This window comes from Nonomuraea cypriaca, assembly GCF_015645445.1.
GTDB classification, from domain to species: Bacteria; Actinomycetota; Actinomycetes; order Streptosporangiales; family Streptosporangiaceae; genus Nonomuraea; species Nonomuraea cypriaca.
In genome coordinates this window covers 1-15600 of record NZ_JADOGI010000239.1, presented here as the reverse complement: position 1 = coordinate 15600, position 15600 = coordinate 1, and the positions used below count along the sequence as shown (strand labels likewise).

Below are 15600 nucleotides of genomic sequence, written 5' to 3'. Positions count from 1 at the left end.
GGGCCGGGGTGGGCGGTGCTGGCCGACGCGCTGACGTTCCTGGTGAGCGCCGCCTTCCTGCACCGGCTGCCGCACGCCCTCGCCGCCGAGCGGTCACCTCGGGGCGGCGGGCTGCTGGCGAGCATCGGGCGCGGGGTCAAGGAGGTGGGGCGGCGTTCCTGGCTGTGGGTCTGGACGGTCCACGTCGCAGTCACGAACGCGATCGTGGTCTCGCCGATCCTGGTGCTGGGGCCTTACGTCGCGGACCAGCACCTCGGCGGGGCTCCGGCCTGGTCGGCCATCGGCATCGCGTACGCCGTCGGCGGGCTCGCCGGCGGTGTGCTCAGCGCGCGCTGGAGGCCCGCCAGGCCCATGGTCGCGGCCGTGCTGTCCCTCCTGCTGTCGGCGCCGCTCCCGGCGCTGCTGGCGATGCCCGCCGGCCTCTGGTCGCTGACGCTCGCGGGCGTCGTGGCCGGGCTGCAAGTGGTGGTGCACAACGTGCTCCAGACCACGACCCTGCAACGGCACCTCCCAGAAGAGCTCATCGCGCGGGCGAGCTCCGTCACCATGCTCGGCGCGCTCGTGGCCGCACCTCTCGGCATGGGCCTGGCCGGACCAGCGGCGGCGGCCTTCGGCACCCCCGCCGTCCTGCTGTCCTGTGCCGTGGTGGCCGTCCTGCTCACGGCCACCACGCTGCTGGTCCCCGCAGTGTGGCGGATCAGGACCGAGGACACGCCGAAGCCCAGGGAAGGCCCACCTGCCGCTGGCGCGCCCAAACCATCCGTCGCCGCCTAAGGCAAGGGGACAAGGCGCAACTTATCGACCTGATCGGCACTCATAACAGGGGCAGCGTTCGCGACGAAGGGGAGATCGTCATGAAGAAGGCGCTCATCGCGGTTCTGGCGTGCGGGTCACTGCTCGCCACCAGCACACCCGCACTCGCCCACACCACCCAGGCGCCCAAGGCCGCGCTGGGCCCGTACGGCTATGGCAAGGTCAAGCTCGGCATGAGCGCGAAAAAGACCAAGGCGACAGGAAGGGTCGTGCTCAAGATGCCCGTTGGGGAGGGCACGTGCTCCGGCTGGGACCTGAAGGCGTACCCCACAGGAAAGAACAGCGTGGGCCTGTACATCAGCAAGAGGCGCGGCGTGGCCGTGATCTTCGCCCCGAAGGGCGTCAGGACCCCGGAAGGCATCGGCATCGGCTCCACGATGAAACAGATCAAGAAGGCGTACCCAGGCCTGAAGACGGCGGCGAGCGGCTTCCCCTACGTCTCCGTGCCCGGCAACCCCACGGCCTACTACGCCTTCTTCGCCTCGAAGCAGGGCGAGATCGAGGAGCTGTCCCTCGGACTCGACACCCAGGACTGCGTCAACTGAGGGCGGGGAGGCAGGGCTAGCTCCGGGCGCGGGGGAGGGAGGCGATGACGACCAGGCCGCCGCCCTCACGGGGGCGCGCCCGGACGTCACCGCCGTGCGCGACCGCCACCGACCGTACGATGGACAACCCCAGCCCCGCGCTCCGCGCCGTGACGACCCGCTCGGCCCCGTGCCGGTGGAACGGCTTGAACAGCAACGGAATGTCGTACGGCGGCACGGCGGGACCCGTGTTGCTGACCTCCACCTCGACCTTCCCTTCGCCCACGGTACGGCTCACGACCCGCACCCACCCGGTCCCGTCGTCCACGTTGTATCGGAGCCCGTTCTCGACGAGGTTGTGCACGAGCCGTTCGAGCAGCAGCGCGTCGCCGGTGGTGGGCGCCTGCGCGGTGACCTCGTACATGGTGATCTTCGCGTCGCGGGCGTCGGCGGCGCTCTGTTCGACCACGTGCGTCACCACGTCGGCCAGGTCCACCGGCGAGCGGTCGGCGATCTCCTGCTCGGAGCGCGCGAGCAGCAGCAGACCGGAGATGAGGCGTTCGTGACGGGCGTTGATCTCCAGCAGGCTCTCGCCCAGCTCCTTGACGTCGGCCGAGGCCGTACGCCGGTGCATGGCCAGCTCGACCAGCGCCCGGTTGAGGGTCAGCGGCGTACGCAGCTCGTGCGAGGCGTTCGCCACGAACCTGCGCTGCCCGTCGAAGGAGTGGTCCAGCCGCTCCACCATGGTGTCGAACGTGTCGGCGAGCTGCTTGACCTCGTCCCTGGGCCCGGTCAGCGCGATCCGCTCGTGCAGCCCGCGCTCCGCCATGGGTGCGGCGGCGATCTTGTACGCGGTCTCCGTCACCCGGTGCAGCGGCGCCAGCACCCGGCCGGCCACCACCCAGCCGAGCGCCACCGCGCCGCCGCCCACCACGATCAGCGCGATCGCGCCCTGCGTGATCAGCGACGTGTTGGCGGCGCTATACAGGTCCTGCTCCTGCTGCCGCACCCACTCGATGGCGTCGTCCCCGCTGAGTCTGACGCCGTCCTTCATGACGAACAGCTGCAGGTTCCGGCCGGGACCGGGATTGAGCCGGCTCTCGACGATGTTGTTGATCTGCTGGTTGAACAGGAGATAGGTGACGCCGAGCAGGGTCAGCCCGGCGAGGAGGAAGATCGCCCCGTAGACGAGCGTGAGCCGTAGCCGCAGGGTCGGTTGCGGGAGTGAGGCTCTCATGGGAGGCGGTACCCCACCCCCGGCACGGTCTCCACGACCGGCGGGTCGGCGAGTTTGCGGCGCAGCTTGAGTATGGTGAGCCGGACGGCCCCGGTGAACGGGTCCGCGTGCTCGTCCCACGCCTTCTCCAGGAGCTGCTCGGCCGACACGACGGTCCCGCCGGCCCGCATCAGCTCGGCCAGCACCGCGAACTCCTTCTTCGACAGCGGCACGAACCGCCCGTTCCTGAACACCTCTCTGCGCGCCGGGTCGAGCGTGATCCCGGCCCGGCGCAGCACGGGCGGCACGGCAGGCCGCGAGCGCCGGCCCAGCGCCAGCACGCGGGCGGCCAGTTCGGGGAACGCGAACGGCTTCGACAGGTAGTCGTCGGCCCCCAGGGACAGGCCGGTCACCCGGTCGTCGAGCTGCGCGGCGGCGGTCAGCATCAGGACCCGCGCGTCGCGCTCCGACGAGACCAGCTCCCTGCACACCTCGTCGCCGTGGACGCGCGGCAGGTCGCGATCCAGCACGACCACGTCGTAGTCGTTGACCGCGATCCGCTCCAGCGCGGCCTCGCCGTCGTGCGCCAGATCGACCGCGTGGGTCTCCTCACGCAGCCACTCGGCAATCGCGTCGGCGAGCATGCGCTCGTCCTCAACCACCAGCACCCGCATGGCGTTCCCAGGCCTCTCGTTCGCTTTCAGAGCCGAGTCTGGCCTAGTTCGTATTTGGTCAAGGTAAGTGTGAGGACGGAAACGCTGAGGAAACGGGGGTCCCTATTGCATCTCCCTCGAAACGACGTTCGTTCGATGGGAGAGGTTTCATGCGAGGACGAGTCCTCAGTGCGCTGGCAGCGGCGCCGATCGCGTTCACCCTGCTGCTGACAGGCTGCGGCGCCGACGCCGCCGGGGACGCCGATGTGGCCTCCGTGAACGGCGGCGCAGGCAACCAGGCGGCGGCCAGCGCCAAGCCGAGCGAAGACCCGCAGGAGCGTGGGCTCAAGTTCGCCCAGTGCATGCGCGAGAACGGCGTCGACATGGACGACCCCGAAGGGGGCAGGGTCACGATGAAGTTCGACGGCAGCGTGCCGCGCGAGACGGTCGAGAAGGCCCAGGAGGCCTGCAAGGAGTACGCCCCGAGCGGGCAGAAGGGCGGCGGGGGAGACCCCAAGCAGGCCGAGAGGATGCGCAAGCTCGCGCAGTGCATGCGGGACAACGGCGTCGAGAGCTACCCCGACCCGGACGGCGGCATGGTCCGCATCACCGGCGAGGTCGGCCAGGACCCGGACTTCAAATCGGCGCAGGAGAAGTGCCAGAAGGAGTCCGCTGAGGCCGGTATGGGTGGTTCTTGATGGGAGCGGCCACCCTTGACGGGAAGGCGGAGCCGGACGCGGCGCCCTCCCGCCCCCGCCGCCGTCGCGGCCGGGGCAAGCTGGTCGCCGGGCTGCTGATCGTGGTGGCCGCCGCGGGCGGCGGCCTCGTGGCCGTGAACAGCGCCGGGCTGCTGGACGCCAACGCCGGCCCGACCCAGTCGGCCGCCGCGCTGCCCCCGGCCACCGCGACGGTGACCAGGCAGACGCTGAACGACACCACGGACGCCGACGGCGAGCTCGGCTTCGGCCCGGTGACCACGGCGGTGAGCAGGAAACCCGGCACGATCACGTGGCTGCCCGGCAGCGGCGCCCAGATCTCCCGCGGCAAGCCCCTCTACCGCGTGGACAACCAGCCCGTCATGCTCATGTACGGCTCCACCCCCGCCTACCGCGACCTCAAGAACGGCGACGAGGGCACGGACGTCGAGAATCTGGAACGCAACCTCAGCAAGCTGGGCTACGACGGCTTCACCGTCGACGACGAGTACACCTGGGACACGGCCGAGGCCGTCATGGAATGGCAGGACGACCGCGGCCTGGACGAGACCGGCGTCGTCGAGCTGGGCCGGGTCGTCTTCGCCCCGGGCGAGGTGCGCGTGGAGAGCCTCGAGACCGAGGAGGGCCAGCCGGCCGCCCCCGGCCAGAAGGTGCTCACCTACACGGGAACGTCGAAGCTCATCACGGTCCAGCTGGAGGCCGAGGACCAGCGGATGGCCAAGAAGGGCTCCAAGGTCGAGGTCACGCTGCCGGACGGCAAGAGCGTGGACGGCAAGGTCACGGAGGTGGCCACGGTCATCCAGCCGGGTGAGAGCCAGAACGAGGAGCCGGAGACCCGTCTGGAGGCGCTCGTCTCGATCGGTAATGCCAAGGCGGCCAAGGGGCTGGACAAGGCGGCGGTGGACGTGACGTTCACCGCATCCCAGCGCAAGGACGTGCTCACCGTTCCGGTCGCGGCGCTGGTGGCGCTGCAGGAGGGCGGGTACGGCCTGGAGGTCGTCGAAGGCGGCAGATCCCGCTATGTCGCGGTCGAGACGGGACTGTTCGCCGGAGGCCGGGTCGAGGTCACCGGTGACGAGCTCACCGAGGACATGACCGTGGGGATGCCGAAGTGACGTACCCCATGATCGCGCTCACGGACGTGTCCAGGATCTACCCCGGCGGGGTGGCGGCGCTGCGGTCGGTGTCGCTGCGGATCCAGCACGGCGAGCTCATCGCCATCGTCGGCCCGTCGGGCTCGGGCAAGTCGACGATGCTCAACGTCGTCGGCACTCTCGACCGGCCGTCGTCCGGCACCATCCATATCGACGGGTACGACGTGTCGAAGCTGTCCGACGGTCAGGTTTCCGCGCTGCGGGCGACCACGATCGGGTTCGTCTTCCAGTCGTTCCACCTGGCCGCGAAGGTTCCGGCGCTGGACAACGTGGCCGACGGCCTCGTCTACACCGGCCTGAGCCGGGCCGAGCGCCGCAGGCGCGCGTCGGCCGCGCTGGAGCGGGTGGGGCTCGGGCACCGCATGGACCACGAGCCGCACGAGCTGTCCGGCGGCGAGCGGCAGCGCGTCGCCATCGCCAGGGCGGTGGCCGGTGAACCGCCGCTGGTGCTGGCCGACGAGCCGACCGGCGCCCTGGACTCGGTGTCGGGCACGGGGGTGATGGAGTTGCTGCACGAGCTGAACGCCGCCGGCACCACCATCGTGATCATCACGCACGACCGGGAGATCGCCGCCGGCCTGCCCAGGCAGGTGCGGATGCGCGACGGCCGGATCATCTCGGACTCCGCCGAGAACGAGCGGCGCGGGCTCTGGCCTGAGCCCATGGAATCCGGGGTGCGGGGATGAGCGTCATCGAGCGGCCCAGGCTGTCACCGGCCAGGATGCGGCCGGGCGACGTGATGCGGGTCGGCGCGGTCGGCCTCCGCACCCGGCCGCTGCGCGCGTTCCTGTCCGCTCTCGGCATCGCCATCGGCATCGCGGCCATGGTCGGCGTGGTGGGGCTCTCGTCCTCCTCGGGCGCCGAGCTCGACCGTACGCTCTCGGCGCTCGGCACCAACCTGCTCACCGTCTCCGCGGGCACCACGCTCATGGGCGAGGCGGCGCAGATGCCGGTGGAGGCCGAGGCGATGATCGAGCGGATCGGCCCAGTCGAGGCGGCCTCGGCGATCGCGAAGATCCCGGAGGCCAAGGTCTACCGCTCGGAGCAGATCCCCGAGGCACAGACCGGCGGCATCTCCACGTACGCCGCCCGCCTCGACCTGCTGGAAACGGTCGGCGCCACGCTGCGCGGCGGGACCTGGCTCAACCAGGCCACAGAACGCTACCCGGCCGCCGTCCTCGGCTCCTCCGCCGCCCAGCGGCTCGGCGTGGGCGCCGCGGGACCTGACACGCAGATCATCGTCGGCGGCGCCAGGTTCACGGTCGTCGGGATCCTCGAACCGGTGGCGCTCGCCACCGACCTGGACAGCGGGGTGCTGGTCGGCTGGCCGGTGGCGGAGTCCAGGCTGGGCTTCGACGGGCACCCGACGACGCTGTACACCCGTTCCGAGGAGGCCAGGCTGGAGGCCGTACGCCAGGTGCTGGCCGGCACGGCCAACCCCGAGGCGCCGAACGAGGCGGACGTCTCCAGGCCGTCCGACGCGCTGGCCGCCAAGCAGGCGACCGACCAGGCGTTCGCCAACCTGCTGCTGGGCGTGGGCGCGGTGGCGCTGCTCGTCGGTGGCGTCGGCGTGGCCAACACCATGGTCATCTCGGTGCTTGAACGCCGGGCGGAGATCGGCCTGCGCCGGTCCCTGGGCGCCACACGGGGGCAGATCCGCACCCAGTTCCTCGCCGAGTCGCTGCTTCTGTCGGCGATGGGCGGGGGCGGCGGGATCCTCCTGGGCAGCGCCGTCACCATGGGGTACGCGTACTACAGCGGCTGGCCTTCCGTGGTGCCCATCTGGGCCACCGCGGGCGGGTTCGCGGCGACGCTGCTCATCGGCGCGATGGCGGGCCTCTACCCGGCCATCCGCGCCTCGCGCCTGTCACCGACGGAGGCCCTGTCCACCCCGTGAGGTTTCGAGCGACCTGCTACCCGGCCGCGTAGCAGGTCGTCTTGCCGACGACCACGACACGCTGCCCCTCCCCGGGCCCCTCCCCGGCGGTCACCTCGAACGTCAGCCGTGTCCTCGGATGCCGCAACACCACCACGTCCTGGTCCTCGTCACGGAGGTCCAGGTCATCGACGATCTTGTCGTACCCCATCGCCTGGAGCCGCTCCAGCAGCCCGGCTGAGGCGTCCAGCAGTCCGGCGGAGCCGTCCAGCGGTCCGGCGGAGGCGTCCAGCTCGGCCCGTACGAACCCCCGCACCTCCCCGGCCACGCACGCGCCGTCGGTGACCCGCTCGGCGACCGGCACCTGGAGTTGGAGGCTCTCGGCGTCGGCCGTGAGCCGCCGGGTGGCTTCATCCAGCGTGGGAAACTCGGCCGGCGCCGTACAGGCCGTCATCGCCGCGACACAGGAAAGCACCGCGGAAAGGGCGTAACGGCGAGCCCGCACGCTGGCACCGTACAAGAGAATCTCCACCCCCACGGCGGAAACCGCGATCCGGAAGGGCTCACTCCGCAATGGTTGTGGCACGCTCCAAGATCGCATCGCCGCACAACCGGGGCCTGAGCGCGGAACAGGCAGGCGTCAGCTCTGGGGACTCAGTCCCGCCACGGCCAGCCGGAACAGACGGTCCGCCCCGGCGGCGGGGTCCGGGTGGTGTTCCGTCGCGAGGACGATGCCGACGGCCAGCGTGATCAGGTCGGCGACGGTGATGCCTGTCGCCACCGCGCCGTCCTGCACGGCGCGGCGCAGCAGCGGGCTTCCCGCCTCTTCCATCATCGCCGAGCAGGTGTTCTCGTGTATCGAGTCGGACTCGGCCCCCTCGTAGACCAGCGCGGCCGCCAGTCCCCGGGCGGAGACGCAGTAGGCGACGACGTCGCTCAGCCATTCCAGTAGCGCGCTCCGGCTGTCGCCCTTGCCGGTCAGCTCTTGGGCGCGGACGCACAGAGCCTCGATCCGCTTGTGGGAGACCGCCTCCAACAGTGCGCGGCGGGTGGGGAAGTGCCGGCGCACGGTCGCCGAGCCGACCCCCGTGACGCGGGCGATCTGTTCCAGGGAGGCGCCGGCGCCGTGCGCGGCGACCTCCTCCTCGGCCACGGCAAGGATCCGTGCGTAGTTGCGCCGGGCGTCCGCGCGCTGGCGGTCGGGCATGGCGTCATCTCCAGGTTGCTAAGTGGCGGGCCCCGCCGTATCGTACCGCGGAGTAAACGGCGGGCCCCGCCGTTTAATGCCTCAGCGTGAACGGCGAGCCACGCCGTTCAATGGGCGAACACCCGAGGAGCGCCATGTCCACAGATTCCGCACCCGTCCTGGTAACCGGCGCCACCGGCAGGCAGGGCGGGGCCACCGCCCGCGCCCTGCGCGCGGCGAATGTTCCCGTACGCGCCCTGGTGCGCGACCCGTCCACCGATCGGGCCAAGGCCGTCGAGGCGCTCGGCGTCGAACTGGTCGCCGGCGATCTGCACGACCGCGATTCCGTGATCCGGGCCGTCGAGGGCGCCCGCGCCGTCTTCTCCGTGCAGATGCCCGGCATGACCGCGGAAGGCTTCGACTTCGACGGGGAGGTGGCCCAGGGCGTCAACCTCATCGAGGGCGCGAAGGCCGCCGGAGTGCCGCAGTTCGTGCACACGTCCGTCTCCGGCGCCGGCCGGCACACCGAAGATCCCCACTGGGCCGAAGGCCGCTGGGCGGTGGGACCCAGCCTGCGCGCCAAGAGCGCGATTCAGGAGCGGGTCCGCGCGGCCGGCTTCCTCCACTGGACGCTGCTCAAGCCGGCCTTCTTCATGGAGAACTTCCTGCCGTCCATGGCGTTCCTGTTCCCGCGTGGCATCGAGGGTGGCCTGGTGAGCATCCTGAGGCCCGAGACCCGGCTGTCCCTCGTCGCGGTGGAGGACATCGGCAGGGCGGCCGCCGCGGCCATCGCCGAGCCGGAGCGGTTCGACGGGGTCGAACTGGAGCTGGCGAGCGACTATCTGTCGATGACGCGGATCGCCGAGGTCCTCTCCCGCGCTCTCGGCACGCGACTGTCCGCGCCCGACATGACGGAGGAGGAGGCCATCGCCGCCGGGATGCCGGCGATGGGCGCCTCGCACGAGTGGCTGAACGTGGCCGGCCAACCGGGCCGTCCGCAGTACGCGAGGGACCTCGGCATCCCGCTCACCAGCTTCGAGGAATGGGCCCAGGAGCACATGCGACCCCGAGGCTAGCGGGCGTCCTCGAGGAGCGCGCCGGAATACGACTGCCGTCCAGGCGGGCGCCGGACGCCAAGCAGCAGGCGCCGGACGGCATGCATTTCTTATGTAATTCTGTCGGCGCCGAGGCGGCGGGCCGCCGATTCTTCCGTGCCCGGAAATGGTGGATTAAAGAGTCTGTACGGCATGTATTGCGCTGATCGCAATGGGTAGGTCCGATCCGGGCTGTCGTGGCCGTGGTACGAGCCGCGAAACCCGGCAGGTGGGCCCATCAAACAGGAGAAAGAGATGTTCGGCAGACGCGCAGCCGCACGTGAACGGCGGATCGCCGCCGCGGAAGAAGCCTTTTCCCGGCCGGTCCAGGAACAGCTCGGCAATGGGGAGGAGGCGGATTATCCATTTATCGCCAATTACGGCAAGGCGTTGCCGCACGGCGAAGACGGGGTGGTGCTGCCCGAGGGCTACCGGGGTCTCCTTCGAGCTCTGTCCACCCGGCGTGCGGAGGACTTCGAGCGTATTCCACGCGGCTCCGGCGAGAACACCGTACGCCTGACGAACCCCCAGGCCGGGCTCTCCTTCGATCTGGAGGGGCCGGACGCGCAGGCCCTCGCGATGCCGCCGGCGCCGAGGATCGACAGCGCGCAGAACTCCGCTGAAATGGTGGAGTTGTACTGGATGGCATTGCTGCGGGACGTCCCGTTCGCCAACTACGACAGCGATCCGATGGTCATGCGGGCGGTGAATGAGCTTTCCGACATGATGGACTATCGGGGGCCGAGGAAGAACGGCCGGGTTACACCGGAGGTGCTCTTCCGTGGCGGTGTCCCCGGTGCTCTGCGCGGCCCGTACATCTCGCAGTTCCTGCTTCGCGACATTCCCTTCGGCACATTGCCGCTCCCGCAGCTGCACGACACCGTACGCGTCAACCAGGAATACCTGACCGACTGGCACGCGTGGCTGGACGTCCAGAACGGGGTGAAGCAGCCGCCGCAGGATCGGAACCCGAACGAGCGCAGGTATCTGCACACGGCTCGGGATCTCGCCCACTACGTTCACTACGATTTCCTGTACCAGGCACATCTCGGCGCGTTGCTCATCCTCCTCGGCATGAAGGCCGAAGCGGACGTCGGAAATCCGTATGAGAACTCACGGAACCAGGCGGGCTTCGCCACTTTCGGGCCGCCGCACATTCAGTCGCTGCTCGCGGAGGTCGCCACCCGCGCGGCGAAGGCGGTGTGGTACTCGAAATGGTTCGTGCACCGGCGCCTGCGTCCCGAGGAGTTCGGCGGGCGCGTCCACGCGCACGTCTCCGGGATCAGGGAGTTCCCCATGATCCAGTCCGAGGTGCTCGGCTCAGAAGCTCTGAAGACGTCGTTCGACCGCTACGGGTCTTACCTGTTGCCGCAGGCGTTCCCCGAGGGCTGTCCGACCCACCCGGCATATGGCTCAGGTCACGCGACGGTCGCCGGCGCGTGTGTGACAGTGCTCAAGGCGTGGTTCGACGAGTCCTTCCCGTTGCCCAACCCTGTGGTGGCGGACAGCTCAGGGACGAAACTCGTGCCGTACAAGGGGCCGGCTCTTCTCATCGGCGGGGAGCTGAACAAGCTGGCGGCCAACATCGCGCTCGGCCGCAGCATGGCCGCCGTTCACTGGCGGACCGATTTCACCGCCTCCGTCAAGCTGGGCGAGGCGATCGCGATCGACATGCTCCGTGAGCAGAAGGCGGTCGCCCACGAGGACGTCTCCTTCACCCTGAGCCGCTTCGACGGTATGTCCATCACCATCTGAGGCTAGCGGGCGTCCTCGAGGAGCTGGGCGGCGAGGGTTTGGTGGGTCCAGTCCTCCCAGCGGCCGGGGGACCAGCCGCGGTGTTCGACGAACTGCAGGTAGAGCTCCGGGCTCAGCAGGGAGTAGAGGACGTCGGCGGCCTGCTCCACGGGGACGCCGGCCCGCGCGCCCGGCTTGGTCATCAGCGACTCCGCCGCGGCCCGTTGCACCGTGTAGCGGGGGTCGGAGTCCTGCGGCCACAGCGCCGCCACCTCGGGGTCCATCGCCACCGCCGTGTCGAGGACCCTGGTCATGGGCGCGACCCGCCCGAGCACGCCCCGGGTCCCGTGGACGTGCGCCCGCAGGTGGTCAGCGGCGCTCGCGGTGGCCATCGCCTCACGGAACCACGCGCGGTCCATGGTCGCCACCGGCTCGTCGTCGCCCGCGACCGTCACGTCCACCAGTTCCTTGAGCAACGACCGCTTGTTGCCGAAGACGAAGTAAATGGTCTGTACGGCCACGCCCGCCTTGTCCGCGACGTCCTGCAGGTTCGTCGTGCCGTACCCATCGCGGACGAACAGCTCGCCGGCCGCCTCCAGGATCCGCCGCCGGGTCTCCCTGGCCTTCTGCGTGCGCTTGCTGACCCGCCTGACGTCGCTCATGGCTATAGTCTAACTCTAGAATTAACCTCTAGAGACGGTCGGCGAGGGTGTCGAGTTTGCGTTCGATGCGGTCGAGCCGGGTGCGCAACTCGTCCACGTCCTGGCGATCGGCGTTCTCCTCCTCGGGTCGCAGCCGGACGAACAGGGCTCCGCCCGGCTCCAGCCGTACCAGGGTCGTGTCCCCCACGCTCGTGCAGCCCCGGTGCTGGATCGTCGCCTCCAGGTCGGCCTGCCGCAGGCCCTCCCTGCGCAGCGCGGACCGGAGGTAGTGCCCGTCGCGGGCCAGCACGGTCGGGGTGCCCTCCACGAGCGTGCCGATCGCCGGCACCGCGGCGGCCAGCCGCACCACCACCGCGTTGACGGCCATCAGGATCGCCACCCCGGCCAGCCCGCCGGTGAGGGAGTCGTCAGGACCGATGATCGCGTTCTGGACCACGTTGCTCATCAGCAGCATGACCACGAGGTCGAAGTTGTTGAGCTGCGCGATGCCCCGCTTGCCGCCGATCCGCAGCAGGGCCGCCACGGCGAGGTAGACGGTGATGGTACGCACCGTCTTGTCCGCGAGCGAGACCCCGGTGGTGAAGAGGTCGTCGCTCATCGGCGCCGGAGTCTCGAGAGGAGGCCCAGCTCCTCCGCGCACCGGCCCAGGCCGAGCGCGACCGATTCCAGGGGGCGCTCCGACCGCCGTACCGGCATGCACAGTGCGGCGCGCAGCCGCCTGCCGAGTCCGCGGAGCAGCGCGCCGCCGCCGACCAGCACCGCGCCGCGTTCCCCGAGGTCGGCGGCCAGCTCGGCGGGGCAGCGCTCCACGGCGTCGACCGCCGCCCGCACGATCGCCTCGACCGGCTGCCTGGTCGCCTCGTAGATCCCGTGTACGGCCAGCGGCACCGAGCGTTCCCTGCCGGTCTCCCGGTCCCTGCCGTGGACGACGACCTGGCGGTGCAACGGCTTCCACGCGCTGCCCGCGTTCCGCTTGGCCGCCTCCGCCTCGCGCTCATCGATCAGCAGCCCGTGCTCGCGTTCGACCAGCCGGGCGATCGACCGGTTCATGGCGTGGCCGCCGCCGGTCACCCTGGTTGCGGCCACCACGGTCCCGCGCGAGAGCACCGCGATCCTGGCGGAGTCGCAGCCGATGTCGATCACCATGTGCCCGGCCCAGTCCCTGACCGGGACGCCCGCGCCGAGCGCCGCCGCGACCGCGTGCGAGACCAGCTCGATCCCGCGCACCTCCGCCTCGAACGCCACGTCCCGCAGCGCCGCCCGCTCGATCCTGGTGGAGTCGTCGGGCAGCGCCATGACCACGCGCGGCCTGGCGAACGGATGCCGGTGCACCTTGCGCAGGAAGTGCCGGATCATGCGCCGGGCGAGCTCGCCGTCGACCGGCAGCCCGCCGCTGACCGGCCGGCAGCACTCGCCGCCGGTGCCGCAGGTGGCTTCGGCGCCGTACCCGAGGATCCTGCCCGTCACGCTGTCGCGCATGACGACCGAGGGCTCGTCGAGAACGATGCCTCTGCCCTTGACGTAGATTCGCGTGCTGGCGGCGCCGAGATCCACCGCCAGGTCACGACCCAGGAGGCTCATTGCCGAGGACTATTTCCTGCGTCGTTCCAACGCAACACCACGAACCGAACGGTTCCGCTTTACCCGGCCGCTACGGCGCCGCGGCCCGGTTTCGCATCAATAGCGGCGCCATGCGAAGCTGTCAGTGTCCCTACACCACGGAGGTCCTCAATGGCGGAAACACCGGAGCCGGAAAACACGGAAACTTCCGAGGACGACGAGATGAAGCGCAAGTTCCGTGAGGCGCTGGAGCGCAAGCGCAACCAGCACGCGGGGTCGGGCGCGGGTGGCAAGGGCGTCGACCCATCGAAGATCCACGGGGCGCACGGTCCAGCCGCGAGTAAAAGATCCTTCAGGCGCAAGAGCGGCGGCTGAGACGGGGATCCGCAGGGGGGTACGGCATGCCGTACCCCCTCTTTCTTTGCCGGAGAAGGTAGATCTTCGCCCGATTCATGACTGTTCGTTTGCTTGTGTCCGGAATGCCGGTATACAGTCATGGCCACTACCAGCCGGTGACGTTGGACCTTGCTAGGGAGGGACAGCCGGCTGGCGCCGAATCCCGATCAGTCGGGAACCGGGGACCCACCTTGTTGGGGTGCATCCGGCCATCGCCGGTAGGGCTTCTCCACCGCCCGAACCCGTCAGCTAACCCGGTAGGCGCGATGGAGAGGACGAACTAACCCCATGGATCACCGCGTCGTACCCCCAGACCGCGTCGTGATGGCCGTCATCTACCACTAACGGCTGACAACTCCCCCACTCTTTCGCGCTCACGCGTAGTGACCGTTCGGCGTTCTGCCCGGATACGCCTTTTCTGTGAGCGTGCAGTCCACCGTCCCCTCGCGCGAAGGACTTCTCATTTTCATGTCTGCTCGTTTCGGCCTGCGCTCCCTCGCCCTGCTCTCCGCCTACGCCGTCGGCACGCTCGCCGTCGCCGGCACCGCCGCTCACGCCGACTCCGACGAGAAGGCCCTGCTCAAGGGCTCGACCACGGCGTCGTACTTCTGGGACGACGCCTCCGGCCGCGCCGGTGACACGGGGCTGCCCGCCAGCGGCAAACCGATGCAGAAGGGCATGGCCGCCAGCCCGAGCTGGCCGCTCATGACCGAGGGGTACGTGGTCTACGAGGGCAAGAAGATGCCGTTCTTCGTCGGGGACCGCGGTCCAGGTGAGCCCTCCAGCCGGGGCATCATGCTGGACCTCGACGGCAAGACGTTCGCCGAGCTGACCGGCGGCACGTTCAACACCGACTCGCTGTACATCAACGGCAACGGCGGCAAGGGCCACATCAAGCTCGACTACGTCATCACCAAGTGGGGCGACGGCCCGGGCAAGAAGAACCACCCGGTCCCCTTCTCCACCGGCGCCTACGCGAGGCATGACGACAACCCCGCGAAGCCGCCGGAGGCCGAGTCCGGGGGCGGCCAGGCCGTTCCCCGGCCGCTCACCGACTACCTCCGCAGGTACGCCAGGCCCTGACTTTACGCATCGGCACCAGAATGTCATTCTGGTTCGCGTGACCACCCGCGTAGCCGTGAACGGCATCGACATCGCGTACGAGAGCTTCGGCTCGCCAGAAGGACGGCCCCTGCTCCTCATCATGGGGCTCGGCGCCCAGCTCGTCCAATGGGACGAGGACTTCTGCCGGCTCCTCGTGGAGCGGGGACACCACGTCGTACGGTTCGACAACCGCGACGCGGGCCTGTCCACCCACTTCCACGAGGCGGGCGTTCCCACGAAGGGGACGCCCGCGCCGTACGTCCTCGACGACCTGGCCGACGACGTGGCCGGACTCCTGGACGTCCTCGGCTGGCCCGCCGCCCACGTGGTCGGCGCCTCCATGGGCGGCATGGTCGCCCAGACGCTGGCCATCCACCACCCCGGACGCGTGCTCACCCTCACCTCGATCATGTCCACCCCCGGGCCCCAGGTCGCCCCGCCGGCGAAGGAGGCGGCCGCGGTCCTCATGAGCAGGCCAGCCGCCGACCGGGAGGGAGTGCTGGCCCAGGCGCTGGAGACCTGGTCCACCATCGGCTCGCCCGGTTACGACCTGGACCGGGAACGGATCACCATGCTGGCGGGCCTCGCCTACGACCGGTGCTTCGACCCGGCGGGCACGGCCAGGCAGTTCGCCGCCATCGCCGCCTCGGGCGACCGCACGCCGCTGCTCGCCAAGCTGAACGTGCCCACGCTCGTCCTCCACGGTGAGGCGGACAGGCTGATCCCCGTCGCAGGGGGTCGCGCCACGGCGGCGGCCATCCCCGGCGCCCGGCTGGTGACGTATCCGGGCATGGGGCATGATCTGCCGCGCGCGCTCTGGCCCGACATCGTGGCCGAGATCACCAAGCACACCGCCGCGTAGGGGGGTCACGCCAGCTTCTCGAGCCCGTCCTTGAGCCGCATCAACAGCGC

General features: G+C 70.1%; 18 protein-coding genes and 1 riboswitch. Of the genes, 11 read left to right on the top strand and 7 right to left on the bottom strand.

Going from position 1 to position 15600, the window contains the following annotated elements; genetic code table 11:
- Positions 1–774 (top strand): MFS transporter (locus ITP53_RS45905; RefSeq protein WP_195901775.1); only part of this gene is annotated, 774 nt, incomplete at its 5' end.
- A gap of 80 nt (positions 775–854) precedes the next feature.
- Complete coding sequence (locus ITP53_RS45900; RefSeq protein WP_195901774.1) at positions 855–1358, top strand: hypothetical protein; 504 nt, start codon at positions 855–857, stop codon at positions 1356–1358.
- Between the two features lie 16 nt (positions 1359–1374).
- Here the strand turns inward: ITP53_RS45900 and ITP53_RS45895 are convergent, their stop codons facing one another.
- Together ITP53_RS45895 and ITP53_RS45890 are read right to left on the bottom strand one after the other, a co-directional pair.
- Positions 1375–2574: a sensor histidine kinase gene (locus ITP53_RS45895; RefSeq protein ID WP_195901773.1), complete on the bottom strand. Its 1200-nt coding sequence runs from the start codon at positions 2572–2574 to the stop codon at positions 1375–1377.
- Positions 2571–3227, bottom strand: coding sequence for a response regulator transcription factor (locus ITP53_RS45890; RefSeq protein WP_195901772.1), 657 nt, complete (start codon positions 3225–3227; stop codon positions 2571–2573). The genes ITP53_RS45895 and ITP53_RS45890 overlap by 4 nt, the downstream gene beginning before the upstream one ends.
- A gap of 149 nt (positions 3228–3376) precedes the next feature.
- Here ITP53_RS45890 and ITP53_RS45885 point away from each other — a divergent pair, with 149 nt between their 5' ends.
- From ITP53_RS45885 to ITP53_RS45870, 4 genes are read left to right on the top strand one after another with little or no spacing between them, the layout of a single operon-like run.
- Complete coding sequence (locus tag ITP53_RS45885; RefSeq protein ID WP_195901771.1) at positions 3377–3904, top strand: hypothetical protein; 528 nt, start codon at positions 3377–3379, stop codon at positions 3902–3904.
- Positions 3904–5037, top strand: a complete 1134-nt coding sequence (locus ITP53_RS45880) for a peptidoglycan-binding protein (RefSeq protein WP_195901770.1) — start codon at positions 3904–3906, stop codon at positions 5035–5037. Before ITP53_RS45885 ends, ITP53_RS45880 begins: the two co-directional genes overlap by 1 nt.
- 8 nt (positions 5038–5045) lie before the next feature.
- Positions 5046–5762 (top strand): ABC transporter ATP-binding protein, encoded by a 717-nt coding sequence (locus ITP53_RS45875; protein WP_195901777.1) that lies wholly within the window; start codon positions 5046–5048, stop codon positions 5760–5762.
- On the top strand, positions 5759–6973 hold the full coding sequence (locus tag ITP53_RS45870; protein ID WP_236051936.1) for an ABC transporter permease: 1215 nt from the start codon (positions 5759–5761) through the stop codon (positions 6971–6973). The genes ITP53_RS45875 and ITP53_RS45870 overlap by 4 nt, the downstream gene beginning before the upstream one ends.
- Before the next feature lie 16 nt (positions 6974–6989).
- Here the strand turns inward: ITP53_RS45870 and ITP53_RS45865 are convergent, their stop codons facing one another.
- Both ITP53_RS45865 and ITP53_RS45860 read right to left on the bottom strand, forming a co-directional pair.
- Positions 6990–7457, bottom strand: coding sequence for a hypothetical protein (locus ITP53_RS45865; protein ID WP_195901769.1), 468 nt, complete (start codon positions 7455–7457; stop codon positions 6990–6992).
- Between the two features lie 135 nt (positions 7458–7592).
- The gene (locus tag ITP53_RS45860; RefSeq protein WP_195901768.1) at positions 7593–8159 is read right to left on the bottom strand and encodes a TetR/AcrR family transcriptional regulator; all 567 of its coding nucleotides are present in this window, start codon (positions 8157–8159) and stop codon (positions 7593–7595) included.
- A gap of 134 nt (positions 8160–8293) precedes the next feature.
- On the opposite strand from ITP53_RS45860, the gene ITP53_RS45855 reads away from it, so the two are divergent.
- Together ITP53_RS45855 and ITP53_RS45850 are read left to right on the top strand one after the other, a co-directional pair.
- Positions 8294–9214, top strand: a complete 921-nt coding sequence (locus ITP53_RS45855) for an NmrA/HSCARG family protein (RefSeq protein ID WP_195901767.1) — start codon at positions 8294–8296, stop codon at positions 9212–9214.
- Positions 9215–9487: 273 nt separating this feature from the next.
- On the top strand, positions 9488–10987 hold the full coding sequence (locus ITP53_RS45850) for a vanadium-dependent haloperoxidase (protein ID WP_195901766.1): 1500 nt from the start codon (positions 9488–9490) through the stop codon (positions 10985–10987).
- 2 nt (positions 10988–10989) lie between these two features.
- On the opposite strand, the gene ITP53_RS45845 is transcribed toward ITP53_RS45850, so the two are convergent.
- Genes ITP53_RS45845 through ITP53_RS45835 form a run of 3 tightly spaced genes read right to left on the bottom strand, consistent with a single transcriptional unit; the run spans position 10990 to position 13209 of the window.
- Complete coding sequence (locus tag ITP53_RS45845) at positions 10990–11628, bottom strand: TetR/AcrR family transcriptional regulator (RefSeq protein WP_195901765.1); 639 nt, start codon at positions 11626–11628, stop codon at positions 10990–10992.
- A gap of 28 nt (positions 11629–11656) precedes the next feature.
- Positions 11657–12226, bottom strand: coding sequence for a DUF421 domain-containing protein (locus tag ITP53_RS45840; RefSeq protein ID WP_195901764.1), 570 nt, complete (start codon positions 12224–12226; stop codon positions 11657–11659).
- Positions 12223–13209 carry a rod shape-determining protein gene (locus ITP53_RS45835; protein ID WP_195901763.1) on the bottom strand — a complete coding sequence of 329 codons (987 nt, stop codon included), beginning with the start codon at positions 13207–13209 and terminating at the stop codon, positions 12223–12225. Before ITP53_RS45835 ends, ITP53_RS45840 begins: the two co-directional genes overlap by 4 nt.
- A gap of 201 nt (positions 13210–13410) precedes the next feature.
- On the opposite strand from ITP53_RS45835, the gene ITP53_RS45830 reads away from it, so the two are divergent.
- The 3 genes from ITP53_RS45830 (at position 13411) to ITP53_RS45820 (ending at position 15550) form a co-directional block, all read left to right on the top strand.
- Positions 13411–13563 (top strand): DUF5302 domain-containing protein, encoded by a 153-nt coding sequence (locus ITP53_RS45830; protein ID WP_236051935.1) that lies wholly within the window; start codon positions 13411–13413, stop codon positions 13561–13563.
- Between the two features lie 165 nt (positions 13564–13728).
- Positions 13729–13863, top strand: a riboswitch (cyclic di-AMP (ydaO/yuaA leader).
- A 189-nt stretch (positions 13864–14052) separates the two neighbouring features.
- Positions 14053–14667 carry a hypothetical protein gene (locus ITP53_RS45825; protein WP_236051934.1) on the top strand — a complete coding sequence of 205 codons (615 nt, stop codon included), beginning with the start codon at positions 14053–14055 and terminating at the stop codon, positions 14665–14667.
- Positions 14668–14704: 37 nt separating this feature from the next.
- Positions 14705–15550 carry an alpha/beta fold hydrolase gene (locus ITP53_RS45820; protein ID WP_328817934.1) on the top strand — a complete coding sequence of 282 codons (846 nt, stop codon included), beginning with the start codon at positions 14705–14707 and terminating at the stop codon, positions 15548–15550.
- The last annotated feature ends 50 nt before the right edge of the window (positions 15551–15600 follow it).

What these genes read in the sequence shown, in the direction of transcription:
- ITP53_RS45895 (WP_195901773.1), bottom strand. Translation starts at nt 2,574, where the DNA reads ATGAGAGCCTCACTCCCGCAACCGACCCTGCGGCTACGGCTCACGCTC.
- ITP53_RS45835 (WP_195901763.1), bottom strand. Translation starts at nt 13,209, where the DNA reads ATGAGCCTCCTGGGTCGTGACCTGGCGGTGGATCTCGGCGCCGCCAGC.
- ITP53_RS45885 (WP_195901771.1), top strand. Translation starts at nt 3,377, where the DNA reads ATGCGAGGACGAGTCCTCAGTGCGCTGGCAGCGGCGCCGATCGCGTTC.
- ITP53_RS45840 (WP_195901764.1), bottom strand. Translation starts at nt 12,226, where the DNA reads ATGAGCGACGACCTCTTCACCACCGGGGTCTCGCTCGCGGACAAGACG.
- ITP53_RS45870 (WP_236051936.1), top strand. Translation starts at nt 5,759, where the DNA reads ATGAGCGTCATCGAGCGGCCCAGGCTGTCACCGGCCAGGATGCGGCCG.
- ITP53_RS45890 (WP_195901772.1), bottom strand. Translation starts at nt 3,227, where the DNA reads ATGCGGGTGCTGGTGGTTGAGGACGAGCGCATGCTCGCCGACGCGATT.
- ITP53_RS45830 (WP_236051935.1), top strand. Translation starts at nt 13,411, where the DNA reads ATGAAGCGCAAGTTCCGTGAGGCGCTGGAGCGCAAGCGCAACCAGCAC.
- ITP53_RS45850 (WP_195901766.1), top strand. Translation starts at nt 9,488, where the DNA reads ATGTTCGGCAGACGCGCAGCCGCACGTGAACGGCGGATCGCCGCCGCG.
- ITP53_RS45825 (WP_236051934.1), top strand. Translation starts at nt 14,053, where the DNA reads ATGTCTGCTCGTTTCGGCCTGCGCTCCCTCGCCCTGCTCTCCGCCTAC.
- ITP53_RS45900 (WP_195901774.1), top strand. Translation starts at nt 855, where the DNA reads ATGAAGAAGGCGCTCATCGCGGTTCTGGCGTGCGGGTCACTGCTCGCC.
- ITP53_RS45875 (WP_195901777.1), top strand. Translation starts at nt 5,046, where the DNA reads ATGATCGCGCTCACGGACGTGTCCAGGATCTACCCCGGCGGGGTGGCG.
- ITP53_RS45845 (WP_195901765.1), bottom strand. Translation starts at nt 11,628, where the DNA reads ATGAGCGACGTCAGGCGGGTCAGCAAGCGCACGCAGAAGGCCAGGGAG.
- ITP53_RS45860 (WP_195901768.1), bottom strand. Translation starts at nt 8,159, where the DNA reads ATGCCCGACCGCCAGCGCGCGGACGCCCGGCGCAACTACGCACGGATC.
- ITP53_RS45855 (WP_195901767.1), top strand. Translation starts at nt 8,294, where the DNA reads ATGTCCACAGATTCCGCACCCGTCCTGGTAACCGGCGCCACCGGCAGG.
- ITP53_RS45880 (WP_195901770.1), top strand. Translation starts at nt 3,904, where the DNA reads ATGGGAGCGGCCACCCTTGACGGGAAGGCGGAGCCGGACGCGGCGCCC.